At 39.1% G+C, this 12956-nt stretch carries 15 protein-coding genes, 1 tRNA gene and 1 pseudogene; 2 read left to right on the top strand and 15 right to left on the bottom strand.

What is annotated here, in order from left to right:
* Positions 1–162: 162 nt before the first annotated feature.
* Together HMPREF2887_RS09090 and HMPREF2887_RS09095 are read right to left on the bottom strand one after the other, a co-directional pair.
* Positions 163–235 (bottom strand) — tRNA-Thr (locus HMPREF2887_RS09090).
* 144 nt (positions 236–379) lie between these two features.
* Entirely contained in the window at positions 380–949 is a 570-nt protein-coding gene (locus tag HMPREF2887_RS09095) for a GNAT family N-acetyltransferase (RefSeq protein WP_021001623.1), read from the bottom strand.
* Positions 950–1079: 130 nt separating this feature from the next.
* On the opposite strand from HMPREF2887_RS09095, the gene ald reads away from it, so the two are divergent.
* Positions 1080–2192, top strand: a complete 1113-nt coding sequence (ald, locus tag HMPREF2887_RS09100) for an alanine dehydrogenase (protein WP_021001622.1) — start codon at positions 1080–1082, stop codon at positions 2190–2192.
* A gap of 216 nt (positions 2193–2408) precedes the next feature.
* Here the strand turns inward: ald and HMPREF2887_RS09105 are convergent, their stop codons facing one another.
* The 11 genes from HMPREF2887_RS09105 to HMPREF2887_RS09155 all read right to left on the bottom strand — a co-directional run bounded on the left by HMPREF2887_RS09105 (position 2409) and on the right by HMPREF2887_RS09155 (position 10504).
* Positions 2409–2729, bottom strand: coding sequence for a TfoX/Sxy family protein (locus HMPREF2887_RS09105; protein WP_003024793.1), 321 nt, complete (start codon positions 2727–2729; stop codon positions 2409–2411).
* 2 nt (positions 2730–2731) lie between these two features.
* A complete protein-coding gene (locus HMPREF2887_RS09110) occupies positions 2732–3232 on the bottom strand; it encodes a GNAT family N-acetyltransferase (protein WP_021001621.1) in 501 nt (166 codons plus the stop codon).
* A 127-nt stretch (positions 3233–3359) separates the two neighbouring features.
* The gene (locus HMPREF2887_RS09115; RefSeq protein ID WP_021001620.1) at positions 3360–4424 is read right to left on the bottom strand and encodes a PhoH family protein; all 1065 of its coding nucleotides are present in this window, start codon (positions 4422–4424) and stop codon (positions 3360–3362) included.
* A gap of 75 nt (positions 4425–4499) precedes the next feature.
* Complete coding sequence (locus HMPREF2887_RS09120) at positions 4500–4715, bottom strand: YozE family protein (protein ID WP_021001619.1); 216 nt, start codon at positions 4713–4715, stop codon at positions 4500–4502.
* The gene (locus tag HMPREF2887_RS09125; RefSeq protein WP_021001618.1) at positions 4712–6241 is read right to left on the bottom strand and encodes a glycosyltransferase family protein; all 1530 of its coding nucleotides are present in this window, start codon (positions 6239–6241) and stop codon (positions 4712–4714) included. Before HMPREF2887_RS09125 ends, HMPREF2887_RS09120 begins: the two co-directional genes overlap by 4 nt.
* A 76-nt stretch (positions 6242–6317) precedes the next feature.
* Positions 6318–6773, bottom strand: coding sequence for an ASCH domain-containing protein (locus HMPREF2887_RS09130; protein WP_003024806.1), 456 nt, complete (start codon positions 6771–6773; stop codon positions 6318–6320).
* 5 nt (positions 6774–6778) lie between these two features.
* The gene (gene pyrE / locus HMPREF2887_RS09135; RefSeq protein WP_003024810.1) at positions 6779–7408 is read right to left on the bottom strand and encodes an orotate phosphoribosyltransferase; all 630 of its coding nucleotides are present in this window, start codon (positions 7406–7408) and stop codon (positions 6779–6781) included.
* Between the two features lie 10 nt (positions 7409–7418).
* Positions 7419–7745 (bottom strand): inorganic diphosphatase, encoded by a 327-nt coding sequence (locus HMPREF2887_RS09140; protein ID WP_003024813.1) that lies wholly within the window; start codon positions 7743–7745, stop codon positions 7419–7421.
* On the bottom strand, positions 7738–8433 hold the full coding sequence (gene pyrF, locus HMPREF2887_RS09145) for an orotidine-5'-phosphate decarboxylase (RefSeq protein ID WP_021001617.1): 696 nt from the start codon (positions 8431–8433) through the stop codon (positions 7738–7740). The genes HMPREF2887_RS09140 and pyrF overlap by 8 nt, the downstream gene beginning before the upstream one ends.
* Positions 8434–8746: 313 nt before the next feature.
* On the bottom strand, positions 8747–9688 hold the full coding sequence (locus HMPREF2887_RS09150) for a dihydroorotate dehydrogenase (RefSeq protein ID WP_021001614.1): 942 nt from the start codon (positions 9686–9688) through the stop codon (positions 8747–8749).
* Between the two features lie 9 nt (positions 9689–9697).
* A complete protein-coding gene (locus HMPREF2887_RS09155) occupies positions 9698–10504 on the bottom strand; it encodes a dihydroorotate dehydrogenase electron transfer subunit (protein WP_021001613.1) in 807 nt (268 codons plus the stop codon).
* Between the two features lie 194 nt (positions 10505–10698).
* Here HMPREF2887_RS09155 and HMPREF2887_RS09160 point away from each other — a divergent pair, with 194 nt between their 5' ends.
* A complete protein-coding gene (locus HMPREF2887_RS09160) occupies positions 10699–11607 on the top strand; it encodes a LysR family transcriptional regulator (protein ID WP_021001612.1) in 909 nt (302 codons plus the stop codon).
* Positions 11608–11881: 274 nt separating this feature from the next.
* On the opposite strand, the pseudogene HMPREF2887_RS09165 reads toward HMPREF2887_RS09160, so the two are convergent.
* Both HMPREF2887_RS09165 and HMPREF2887_RS09170 read right to left on the bottom strand, forming a co-directional pair.
* Positions 11882–12292 (bottom strand): annotated as a pseudogene (locus tag HMPREF2887_RS09165) (NAD(P)H-binding protein).
* Between the two features lie 203 nt (positions 12293–12495).
* Positions 12496–12936, bottom strand: coding sequence for a cupin domain-containing protein (locus HMPREF2887_RS09170; RefSeq protein ID WP_021001611.1), 441 nt, complete (start codon positions 12934–12936; stop codon positions 12496–12498).
* Between the last annotated feature and the right edge of the window lie 20 nt (positions 12937–12956).

Consider the following 12956-nt stretch of genomic DNA (forward strand, 5'->3'; position numbering starts at 1 on the left):
AATTAAAAGCGTTGATATGATTAGCTTTAAAATACTCTTTCAACAAAGAAATCATTGATGTTTCTTAATTATTCTATTAGAATGTGAAAACAATAACAATATTGATTTCTGCTTTTATAATGCAAAAAAGCCCATTAAAATTGGGCTTTTTCCTGTTCTTCATGCTAATTGCCGGGATCGAACCGGCGACCTCATCCTTACCATGGATGCGCTCTGCCAACTGAGCTAAATCAGCAGTACCTATCTACTATATCACGTAGACAGATTCTTGTCAATAGATTTGAAAAATGTTTTCATCATAAGAGAAAGAACTTTGTGTTAGAACGTCCCAAAAAGAACCTAATCACCATTAAAATTTCCTATAAATATCACGTTCACATCAATATTTTTTAAAATAATCTTCCTTTGTCAAACGATAATAAGCTCTCTGAGAAATTCGACCTTCTTTATGTAAATCCAAGGCAGCATACGGATCTATGTGAGAAAAGTTCATACCAGCTTTTTCCATAACCCGTCCTGAAGCTGGATTTTCCACATCATGGAGAGCCACCAACATATTCATATTCAAACTTTCAAAAGCCAGCTGGATTATTTCTTTCAAAGCTTCCGTTGCCAAGCCCTGATTCCAGTAATTCTTATGAATCACATAGCCGATAGCCGCCTTTTTGAGGACCGGATCTAGCTTGTGTAGGTCAATGCTGCCAATCAGTTTTCCATTTTCTTTTAACTCAATTCCCCAATTTCCGAGCGGTCGACTAATAAATAAACGAGCAATAATATTTTTAGTTTCTTCCAAATCTTTATTAGGTAAAAAAGTGTAGCGAGTATTTTCTTCATCAGAGGAATATTCAAACATGTCCTCCGCATCATCCAATGTCACGGGTCTCAAAAGTAAGCGCTTTGTTTCTACAACTCGGTTTTCAGCTAGCTTTAGATAAATACTTTCCATTTTACACGAACCTCCTATGTTGCCTCATAGCATAACATAAATATTCACTGAAATCAATGTTTCTAATTTTGCCTTGATTTTTAAAACGTTTTCATATACAATAAAAACATCTCAAAAAAGGAGTAAATCTATGTTAATCGGTATTCCAAAAGAAATTAAAAACAATGAGAATCGTGTTGCTTTAACACCAGCTGGCGTTCACAGTCTCGTCCAAAAAGGTCATCAGGTTTTGGTTGAAACCAAAGCTGGTCTTGGTTCTGGATTTACAGACGCTGACTACAAAGCACAGGGAGCGACAATTGTCACAACTGCAGCCGAAGCTTGGACAGCTAATCTAGTTGTCAAAGTCAAAGAGCCCTTAGCTGCTGAATACGGCTTCTTACGTGATGACCTCTTGCTTTTCACGTATCTACACATGGCTGCTGCACCTGAATTAGCCAATGCGATGATTGTGGGCAAAACAACAGGGATTGCTTACGAAACCGTTCGTGACCAAGAAGGAAAACTCCCTCTGCTCGTTCCTATGAGTGAGGTCGCAGGGAGAATGGCTGTGCAGATTGGAGCTCACTTTTTAACCAAACAAGAAGGCGGTTCTGGCGTGCTACTAGGCGGGGTTCCTGGTGTTCCTAAAGGAAAAGTCACTATCATCGGAGGTGGAGTTGTTGGGACACACGCAGCTCGCATCGCTTTAGGACTGGGAGCGCAGGTCACTATTCTTGATATCAGCGCTAAACGCCTATCTGAACTCGAAAACCTTTTTGGCCACCAAATCCAGAGCCTTATGTCTAATTCTTTCAATATTGCTGAAAGCGTCAAAGATGCTGATGTAGTGATTGGAGCCGTGCTAATCCCTGGTGCCAAAGCACCTAAACTCGTTACGGATGATATGGTCAGCCAAATGCGTCCAGGTTCTGTCATCGTTGACGTAGCAGTTGACCAAGGTGGGGTCGTTGAGACTGCTGACCGTGTAACTACTCATGATGAGCCTGTTTATGAAAAACACGGAGTGCTTCACTATGCCGTTGCCAACATCCCAGGTGCTGTTGCCCGTACATCAACTCTTGCCCTGACAAATGTAACACTTCCTTACATTGAAGCTTTGGCTGACAAAGGTTTTGAACAAGCTATAGCAGATGATTTGGGGCTACAACAAGGAGTGACTACTTATAAAGGATATATTACTAACCGACCAGTTGCAGAAGGGCTCAATCGCGACTACACTGATATCGCTGATTTAGTATAAGTTTTGAAAATAAAAGGATATGCCAACTTGCTTCGCAGGTCCTATACACCACCTTTTAAGCAGTTTTTTTGAACAATCACCTACTACACTGCTCATTTATTATAAAAATAATTTGAGTCTGAGACGCTATTGTCCCAGACTCTTTTTTACTTATCATTTTAAGTCGTATAACTATAAGAAAAGAGCTTTCAAATCCACCTCTTTGCTTCATTCCATTTATTTTTTCTTTTTAGGTTTAGGTAGCGGCAATTGATCATACATGGCTAAAATTAAATCTTCTAGAAACACCTGATTTTCAAGGTCTTCCACTAAAATCATTTCTTTGGCACCTTCGTATGGAAACTCAAAAGAAGGTTGGTCAATCTTATCTAAGACTGCTTGCACGGGTTTAACTAAAAAGCGATTATCATAAATGCCGCCAATAATCTTGCCACGGAAGTAAAGAATATACTCTCCCATCATGGAACGGTAAGTCACATCATCTAATTCTGATAATTGCTCCAAAACAAATTCCAAATAGTTCTTACTTGATGCCATTTCTAATCTCCTAAGCTCTGTTCAACGATAACAACCGTATAGAGTTCTTGCTTAACCTTGCATCCAATTGGTTTAAAGCCCTGCTTTTCCCAAAAATGCCGAGATTGAGGATTTCCCTTAACATAAGCCAAACGTGCTTTTCGAAAGTTCTTAGTAAAATAAGCTAGTGCTTCTGTCACAATCTGACTGCCAATCCCTTTCCTCTGATAGGCTTGATCAACCATAAACAAACCAATAAAAACAGTCTCCTCATCAGGATATGCATAGACAAAATCCATAACAGCCACAAGGTCAGAGCCATTCCAAAATCCAACATAAAACTTATCAGCCTTAGCTTTACCTTCAGGTAGACGAAGTATGTCCTCTTTTACACTTGCCAAATTTGGCTTTGGTGGACAATACTGAAAATATAGAGGATTGCTTTCATATAAAGATAAAATACTTGGGATATCCTTTTCAGTTAGTATTCTACAACTGTAATACTTAGATAGTTGGTCAATCATTTTTTAATTCTTACTTTCTGTGTCCTGTGATTATGACATAGGAAGATGCATTGATAGTCATCAGTCACGTAGCAGATTCTTTTGCAAGCGTACTTCCTCAAAATCAGTCGTGTGCAACTTGTCCAGATTAGTCAAGAGCTTTTCCTTCATCATCTTCTGACTCCTTGGCTGGCTCGCCGACGATTTTGGAATTGGTCAAACTTGAATTTTCTTCTTTAGAAAAATGATGATGCACCACTTCAGTAGAATGTTCATAGGCTTGGATAATCTCTGCAACCACAGGATGACGCACAACGTCCTTGGCTGACAGGTAAACAAAATCAATTTGCTTGATATTTTTCAATTTCTCTGTTGCATCAATGAGACCTGATTTACTATTCTTCGGCAAATCAATCTGGCTAATATCCCCATTGACAATCATCTTTGAATTAAAACCAAGTCGTGTCAAAAACATCTTCATCTGCATAATAGTCGTATTTTGCGCTTCATCTAAGATGACAAAAGCGTCATCTAATGTTCGTCCACGCATGTAAGCCAAGGGGGCTATCTCTATGATTTCTCGCTCCATAAGGCGCGTTGTTTGATCCTTGCCTAAAATCTGATACAATGCATCGTAAACTGGTCGTAGATAAGGGTCTACTTTTTCTTTTAGATCCCCTGGTAAAAATCCTAGACTCTCACCAGCTTCAACCGCCGGACGAGTCAATATAATCCGTTTGACCTGCCCTCGCTTCAGCGCTGTCACAGCCAAAGTTACGGCAAGAAAAGTCTTACCTGTTCCTGCTGGTCCAATCCCAAAGACAACATCATGATTCTTAATGCTATCGACATACACTTTCTGCCCTAGGGTCTTGACACGAATGGGCTTGCCATAAGAATCTTTGATAATTTCTTCCTCATACAGAGCCACAAACTTATCAATTTCATTATTTTTGACCATGGTAATAGCCGTCACTACATCTGGTGTCCCAATCGTCATCCCGCGATTCACCAAAACTAGCAGAGCTTGAAGCACCTGGCGAGTCTCCTCACAAGCTGCTTCGCTACCGATAATCTGGACAATCTCCGTCCTTGCATGAATGGTTACCTGCAACTCCTGTTCCATTAAACGCAAGTGACGTTCATTGGAACCAAAAAGATGAAAAGCATCATCCGGATGCTGTAAGGTAATTTCTACTGAATGTTCTTGCAAATAAAGAACCTCTTTCTTCACATTATTTACTTTATTATAGCAAAGTAACTCGGAAAATTCTATCTTTTTCCCGAACTAATGTGCTTGATATTCTTCCCAGATCGCATCAAAATCACTAAGATTAAAGGAAAAATCAGCATGTTCTTCTAAATAGCGGCTAACCTCATCAAAATTATCTGTGTGCTTAGGAAAAGCCGGTTCATGAAAAACTAAATCGGCGAGTATTGCCTTAGGTGCTTTGCTTTTGGGATTACGCTCCGTCATCAACCAAGTGTAAAACGATTTTCTCATTTTATTTTTTCTCCTTTCTTACTTTTTAACCAATCCGGTAAATATTTAGTCAATCCTAATGCAGATAATATGATGATTTGCGGTAAAAATTGTATTAAATACCGCGTCTTTCCACCTTCAAAAATGAGCAAAAACAACAAACCACCAAAGACTGCAAGACTGATACAATTCAATTTATCATTTGCACGATATTTCCACAAGGCAAAAACAAGCCCCAGACTCATCACAATCCAAACAACTTGCTTCACAATCTCATAATACCGATACTCACTCTTATCCACACTCAAAAAATAAGTTCTGATAAACTGTGCCACAAGATTCTTTTTTGTATAAGGATAAAGAGGGGAGATATAAGGCGTTTTTTCACATTCCACATCTCGATACAACCAGCCTAGAGTTCCTTCTGAAACAGTTAATGAATGCTTATAGTAAAGATGATTGAGAAATCCAAAAAATGAATACTCTTTTAAACGTCGTTTGATTTCTTTTTTTACATTTTCTTGCTTAAACATTCCATTATTATACTGTTCTCTCTGATCCACATCAATGTATTGAAGCAAACCCTCTTTCATGTCTTCTTGATCGTGTCCAATAAAAGTCAACCCTAAGTCAATAAAGAGCAGAGGACTTTTAGACAATCCTTTCTCTTGTATCAATGTCACTTCTGTTTGCGTCGCTTTCAGATAGTTTCCGCCGATAGAAGTTACGCCAAACGATAGGAGAAAGGTGAAAAAGATTAGGATAAATTTCTTCCATTCCTTTTTGAACAACAGCAAAATAAAACCTGCCATAATAACAATCAACACAGTTGGTCGTATCAGCACTGCAAGCCCACTTATCAAACCTAATCTGATTGTCTTTATGAAGAGTACCCTCTTATCCTGCCATCGAAGCCCAAGTAAATCAAAAAGTAAGAATATTTGTAAAGCAATGAGCGGAAGAGGCCATATATCCGTGTACATCGAATAAAAATAAGGTGAAAAGCCAACTAGCAACACATACAAACTAAATGTCACATCAGCAGCAGACTCACTCACATATTTTTTCATTCCCTTGTACAAAATGAGTGCCGTTATATCGGCATAAAATATATTTAATCCCTGCAAAATCCATAAAGCTGAGCTTCCAAAGATATTATAAAAAAAGCGCTCATACAAAAAGAGAAACAGATTATTCGGATTGCGTGTCAAATAGCTGGAAATAGAAGATTCTTTTAAGTACTTAAAAGCGCCGTTAAAAACAACTGCTGCATCTCGCCGAATCAACAATTGAGCAGACAAAAGCATTGCTAACTGAAATATAATCACCGCTATCATAATAGCAACTTTGTGCTTCATCAGGTAGTGGTAGCATTTTTTAAAATTTTCTAGATAACGATAAGCCAGAAACGCTAGTATTGTCACTCCAATCAAAGCCAGACTAGAAATTGTCCCTAGATGAATAATCGCAGTAAAAAACCAATGCAAGCACACAAGTAACATGATTTTTTGCAAGATTCCAAAGAAAAAAGAGTACATTTTTAGCATAGGCCCATTATATCAAAATCTAATTTATTCCGCTATTTTAAAAACAACAATCGTCAGATTGCTGCTTAACGTCTAATTACTTGCTACGTCCGTTTTCTTCATTGTCTAAAAGATAATCTTCTAAAACAGTAAAAATTTCTGTAACAACCAAACCAGACTCTGAAAATTCTAATCCTTCTTCTGGCAAGGTTTTACGCCAATAATCACCAAAAATAGTCTGCCAATCTCTTAAACTACGATTGCCTTCCCCTTCTAAAAAAGCTTCTTCTGCTGTCACTTGATGAAAGGGACGAACAAGAACTTTTTTTGTCACCATAACCAAGGCTCGACTAGGATTCTCCATTCTATCTAGCATGATGGAGACTTCTCCAACTTTAGGTAACGATACCTTGTCTTTTTCATACTCTTCAAACCAAGAACTTGTCGCTTGCTTAATTCCTCTCAATGTCAAATCATATAAGTCTGGAAATTCATCTGGATGTGCCCAAACTTCTGCCTGAGGATACTTCCTACTTAGTTCTATTAGATTCATCTTTCTTATCCCTGCCAATTTTCTTGATCATGCTTAAATTTCTCAAGTAGAGCCAAACCTTCTGCTGAAACATAGCCTTCTTGTTCTGCCAGATTGATCAATTCAGTGTAGTTAGATAAGGTTACTAATTTCACACCTGCATCTGAAAAATTCTTTTCTGCTCTAGGTAATTCATAAGTGAAAATAGCCACTACTCCAATGACATCTGCACCTTCCCGCTTCGCTGCTACAACAGCATCCAAAACAGAACCACCAGTTGAAATCAAATCCTCAACCACGACCATTTTTTGACCTGATTTTACCCGACCTTCAATCTGATTTCCAGCCCCATGATCTTTTGGTTTGCTACGAATATAGGCAAAGGGCAGATTCATCTTGTCTGCAATAATAGCACCATGAGGAATACCCGCTGTCGCTGTTCCAGCAATCACTTCTACTTCTGGAAATTCAGCCTTGATTTTCTCTACAAAGCCATTTTCAATCAACGTCCGCGTTTCTGGATAGGCTAAGGTCACACGATTGTCTGTATAAATTGGAGACTTGATACCGCTCGCCCAAGTGAAAGGCTCTTCCGGTTTCAAGTAAACAGCCTCAATTTTCAGTAAGTCACGGGCAATATCTTTTGCTAAAGTCATGATTTCTCCTTTACAATAATTCAATAGTGGAAGCAAAATATTGTTCCAAAAAATATGTCTTTTCTTTAATATCTTCTATGGTAATATTCTCATTTGTAGAGGTCAGTACCCACTTATCCTCCACATCATTTTGTCGGTGAATAACAGCAATCAATTCTCCTTCAAAAGATTCCAAAGGTTCTCGTATTTTTTCCGAAATGATATAAACATCTTGTTCTTCGCCGTCTCCAGCAAATAAATCCGGAATATAACCATAGTTGATAGGATAACAATTGCCAAAGTTGTCTTTGTAACCTATTGGTCTATCAATGATTGCTCGATAGATTTTTCTAACCATTCACCCATTCCGCCTTTATAGCTCGGTAAGCAGCTACTGGATCAGTTGCTCGTGTGATTGGACGCCCAACCACAATGTAATCACTACCAATTTGATGAGCTTCTTGCGGCGTCATAACCCGTTTTTGATCTCCGATTTCAGAACCAGCTGGTCGAATACCTGGAGTGACGCACAGAAAATCTTCTGATGTTGCGGATTTAATCAGCTTAACCTCCTGAGCCGAACAAACAACTCCGTCCAGTCCAGCTTCCTTAGCTTTGCAGGCATAGTTGACTACAGATTCTGAAACAGTTGTTTGGATATTTTGGCAATCCCTCATATCTTCCTCACTGGTAGAAGTTAGCTGGGTCACTGCTACGAGCTTTGCCTGATCACCTAAAACCTTCTTGGCTTCTCGCATCATTTCCACGCCACCTGCCGCATGAACCGTCACCATATCAATCCCAAAGGTTCTCAAAACTGACATGGCAGAGCGTACTGTATTTGGAATGTCGTGCAATTTCAAATCTAGGAAAATGCTGTGTCCCAAACCTTTCAGATAATGCACAATTTCCGGACCAATGGCATAGAAAAATTCCATACCGATTTTGACATATAACTTTTCGTCTTCTGGAAAATGCTCTAAAAACTCCTTGACATCATCAAATGACGGAAAATCAAGGGCAATAATAGGACGTTCTTCACGCATGGATTCTTCTCCTTTTTATAGGCTTTTCGCCATTTTTAACCTTTTGACAGAATCTCTAGCTCTGCCACCTTTCAATACTGACTATACTACATCAAACGGTGAAGTTGCTTAGTAGCACTAGCTAATCATCAATAGCTCTAAATTTGCCTTATTACGAGCTATAGAAAAACCTTGCCCGAGGCAAGGTTACACGAAAATTGGCAGAAACTGCCATTTTAACCGTATCTTCCTTAGTAGCCTCTCTGGACTTCTTTAAAGGTTTTATTTCAATTATTTTATAATTTACTTTATCTCTTGTCAAGTAAAACATCAATTAAGCAAGAAAATTTTCTCTAACTTCTGCTCGCAGACTTTCCAAACTTTCAATGCCATACTTATCCATAACTTTAGGTAGGTTCTCAATGATATTAGGACAAGCATAAGGGTCAGTGAAATTTGCCGTGCCAACACCAATAGCTGATGCTCCCGCAATAAACATTTCAATGGCTGCTTCTGCTGAATCTACTCCACCCATACCAATGATTGGCAAACTGCTGGATTGGGCTACCTGACGAATTAACTTCAAGGCGACTGGAAAAACAGCTGGTCCTGACATCCCACCCGTTCCATTTGCAATAATGGGTTTTCTGCTTTTTAAATCAAATCGCATACCAACCAAGGTGTTAATCATAGTAAATCCTGTTGCTCCTGCAGCTTCAACTGCCATAGCTATCTGCGTAATATCTGCTACACTAGGTGTCAATTTCACATAGACCGGCACTTCCGATACATCTACTGCTGCCTTCGCAGCCTCGTATGCCAAATCCGGCACTTGCCCAATCAATAATCCTCCATTGCCATGATCCACATTAGGGCAAGAAATATTGAGTTCGATTGCTTTAACGTTTGGTGCTTGAGAAATTTTTCCCGCAACAAAAGCATATTCTTCATTAGAAAATCCAGCAACATTAGCAATAATCGGCAGATTAGGATAATGTTGAGCCAACCAAGGAAGCTTTTCTGCTAACACCACATCTACACCAGGATTTTGCAAACCAATAGCATTGAGCATACCAGCTGGTGTTTCCGCCACGCGCGGTGTCGGATTGCCAAAACGAGGATTCTGCGTGCTTGCTTTAATCATGATTGAGCCAAGCACATCTAGGTCATAATATTTGGCATATTCCTGACCAAAACCAAAACAGCCCGAAGCTGGAATAATTGGATTTTTTAATTCCAAACCCGGAAGAGAAACTGCTAAACGATTTTTCGACATGTTCACCTCCTACACCAAAACTGTACCAGTCTCAAAAACTGGACCATCTTCACAGACACGCTTATTGACTGATTGATCCTCACCAGCCACATGAAGTACGCAAGCATAGCAAGCCCCCATTCCACAAGCCATTCGTGACTCCATAGAAATGTAAGCTCGCGGATGACTACGAAATGTTTCATCAACATATTTGAGCATACCAGGGGCACCGCAAGCATAAACCGCTGTAAAACTTTCTGGCAACTCATTCACAACAGAGGAAACATAGCCTTTGCGACCATAAGAACCGTCATCTGTTGTTACGATGACACGACCGTATTTTTTCATCTCTTCTTCCAAAATAACGGCGGCTTTTGTTGCAAATCCAAGAACCGAAGTGACCTTGACCCCTTTACTATGTAATTCTTTTGTTACTTGTAGTAAAGGCGGAACACCAATACCGCCTCCTATGATTAAGGCTGTATCTTCAATGTCCAAACCAGATAAATCAAACCCATTTCCTTGAGGACCCATGACATCCAACTGAAAATCCTTCTGCAATTTAGAAAAAATTTCTGTGCCTGCCCCTTCTATCCTGTAAATAATCCGACAAATTTTTCTCTCTTTATCAATCTCTGAAATTGAAATAGGTCGCCGTAGAAGCTTTGTATCATCTGGGACTCGAATATGTAGAAACTGCCCAGCCTTCATCTGGCTAACCATTTCCCCTTGTAAATCCATAGCAAAAATTCGCGGAGCAATTTCCTCTTGATGCACAATGTTCATCTTCTCCAACATGATTTTTCCAAATCTTTTCTTACACGAACTACTTACCATTTCTACCTCATTTCTTTACCAAAAAAGACCTCGCATACACACGCAAGGTCTCACGAAAATAGAGAGCAGACTTGTTCCCACTCTTCCTTCACCTGAAACCTTGGAAGCCTCGCTGGACTTTCTTAAAGGTTAAATTTAACATATTTTACAACTTAACAAGTGTTTTGTCAATGCTAATGTGATAAAATAGGCTTATGAGAATTCAGCAATTACATTATATTATCAAAATCGTCGAAACGGGCAGTATGAACGAAGCTGCCAAACAATTATTCATCACCCAGCCAAGTCTGTCTAATGCTGTGCGTGATTTGGAAAATGAAATGGGTATTGAGATTTTCATCCGCAATCCCAAGGGCATTACCTTGACTAAGGACGGCATGGAATTTCTTTCCTATGCTCGTCAGGTAGTAGAGCAAACCCAGCTGCTGGAAGAACGTTATAAAAATCCCGTTGCTAACCGAGAACTTTTCAGCGTTTCCTCACAACACTACGCCTTTGTGGTCAATGCTTTCGTATCTCTGCTCAAAAAGAGTGACATGGAAAAGTACGAGCTCTTCCTGCGGGAAACCCGAACTTGGGAAATCATTGATGACGTCAAAAATTTCCGTAGTGAAATTGGTGTTCTATTTCTCAACAGCTACAACCGCGATGTCCTCTCCAAAATGCTAGATGACAATCACTTGATTGCCACTCATCTCTTTACCGCACAGCCCCATATCTTTGTCAGCAAGAGCAATCCTCTAGCAAAGAAAAAACTGGTGCAATTAGCTGATCTAGAAGATTTTCCTTATCTGAGCTATGACCAAGGCACCCACAATTCCTTTTACTTTTCAGAAGAAATCCTATCCCAAGAACACCATAAAAAATCGATCGTCGTCAGTGACCGAGCAACCCTTTTCAATCTTTTGATTGGTCTTGACGGCTACACTATCGCAACTGGTATTCTCAACAGCAATCTCAACGGTGACAATATTGTTTCCATTCCGCTAGATATTGATGACTCTATTGAGCTGGTTTATATCAAACACGAAAAAGCTAGTTTGTCTAAAATGGGGGATAAATTCATTGAGTACCTGTTAGAAGAAGTTCAATTTGATAAGTAAATCATAACCATCTGTTCCACTCTTATATGTGATAAACAATGAAATTTTTATGCTATATTTTCTCCTGTCGCTTTACAATAGGCTTGAATCCTTTTATTGTACTGCGGTGGGAGTTTTTTCTAGCATTCTCATTTTTTTATGTGTAGTGAGAAACTGTTATCCTATCATTTAAAATGAAATAAAATCACGCAATTAAAAACAGCACAAACTTTCTTACCATAGGTTTGTGCTGTTTTCTTTAATACATAGCTCTGTCGCCGTCTGTTCCTGACTTTTAAATATCTAGACTTGCGTAGTTATGTAAAGACGGTTCTTTTATGGTACGAACAATCAAATCTGCAATACTTGCTCTTGAAATGATTGTTCCCTTATAAGGCTCTCCTTTTTCTGTTAATTCATAGTCAATGTCAGGGTTGTTTGTTATATAAGCAGCGCGTAAAATCGTATAATTAACAGTAGAATCTTAAATAATTTTCGCTGCGCGACGAGTATCATCCATAATGTCTGAACCGATACTTTCTTCCACCCAACGACCAAACTCTCTTGGCACTTCATGATACAAACTAAGTCCTGTTACATAAATTAAGCGAAGAACTTGATTCTCTTCCATTGCTTTAACAATATTTGCCGCCATAGGCTCAAACTGTCCATCAAGATTGGCGTAAACAATATCTTGACCTTTCATAGCTTTTGTCAAGGCTGCAAATCATTGACATCCCCTTCAAGAACATCCACTCGCTCACTTTCAAGTGACTATAAACGAGCACTTTTTCGCAAATAAAGCGTCAAATGTACATCTGTTTCCTGTAATAATCTTGGAATCACCAAACGAGCAATTTGCCCATTGGCTCCTAAAATAAGAACTTTTATCATGCTAATAGTAACTTTCTAATCTTTTAATTGATTATATTCCTCGTCTGAGACGGCTTCACACCATTCATTTGATAAATCTTCCCCAGGAACACCAAGCGCTATATGGCTGAACCAAGAATCTTTCTTAGCGCCATGCCAATGTTTTACATTAGCTGGAATAACGACCACAGAGCCTTCAGATAAACTAACGGCTTCTTTTCCTTCTTCTTGGTACCAACCTTCACCAGCCGTACAAATCAAAATTTGTCCACCACCCTTGCTAGCATGGTGAATATGCCAATTATTTCGACAGCCAGGCTCAAAAGTAACATTATGAAGGGCGATTACACCATCTTTTGTTGCACCGAGGGCATTTAGATACGATTGACCGATAAAGTATTGAGCATAAGCATCATTTGATGCACCAAGTCCGAAATGATTTGCCTTATCAAAGGCTTCTTTTGTTTGATATTTCATTTTTCTACTTCCTTTGTGAT

This window comes from Streptococcus sp. HMSC071H03 (assembly GCF_001813035.1).
Lineage (GTDB): Bacteria > Bacillota > Bacilli > Lactobacillales > Streptococcaceae > Streptococcus > Streptococcus anginosus.

Bases quoted from the DNA above. Each gene is read 5' to 3' on its own strand.
- HMPREF2887_RS09140 (WP_003024813.1), bottom strand. From the start codon at position 7,745: ATGGTTAGAAAAATCTATCGAGCAATCATTGATAGACCAATAGGTTAC.
- HMPREF2887_RS09155 (WP_021001613.1), bottom strand. From the start codon at position 10,504: ATGGTAAGTAGTTCGTGTAAGAAAAGATTTGGAAAAATCATGTTGGAG.
- ald (WP_021001622.1), top strand. From the start codon at position 1,080: ATGTTAATCGGTATTCCAAAAGAAATTAAAAACAATGAGAATCGTGTT.
- HMPREF2887_RS09095 (WP_021001623.1), bottom strand. From the start codon at position 949: ATGGAAAGTATTTATCTAAAGCTAGCTGAAAACCGAGTTGTAGAAACA.
- HMPREF2887_RS09105 (WP_003024793.1), bottom strand. From the start codon at position 2,729: ATGGCATCAAGTAAGAACTATTTGGAATTTGTTTTGGAGCAATTATCA.
- HMPREF2887_RS09125 (WP_021001618.1), bottom strand. From the start codon at position 6,241: ATGCTAAAAATGTACTCTTTTTTCTTTGGAATCTTGCAAAAAATCATG.
- HMPREF2887_RS09150 (WP_021001614.1), bottom strand. From the start codon at position 9,688: ATGTCGAAAAATCGTTTAGCAGTTTCTCTTCCGGGTTTGGAATTAAAA.
- HMPREF2887_RS09170 (WP_021001611.1), bottom strand. From the start codon at position 12,936: ATGAAATATCAAACAAAAGAAGCCTTTGATAAGGCAAATCATTTCGGA.
- HMPREF2887_RS09160 (WP_021001612.1), top strand. From the start codon at position 10,699: ATGAGAATTCAGCAATTACATTATATTATCAAAATCGTCGAAACGGGC.
- HMPREF2887_RS09120 (WP_021001619.1), bottom strand. From the start codon at position 4,715: ATGAGAAAATCGTTTTACACTTGGTTGATGACGGAGCGTAATCCCAAA.
- HMPREF2887_RS09130 (WP_003024806.1), bottom strand. From the start codon at position 6,773: ATGAATCTAATAGAACTAAGTAGGAAGTATCCTCAGGCAGAAGTTTGG.
- HMPREF2887_RS09110 (WP_021001621.1), bottom strand. From the start codon at position 3,232: ATGATTGACCAACTATCTAAGTATTACAGTTGTAGAATACTAACTGAA.
- pyrE (WP_003024810.1), bottom strand. From the start codon at position 7,408: ATGACTTTAGCAAAAGATATTGCCCGTGACTTACTGAAAATTGAGGCT.
- pyrF (WP_021001617.1), bottom strand. From the start codon at position 8,433: ATGCGTGAAGAACGTCCTATTATTGCCCTTGATTTTCCGTCATTTGAT.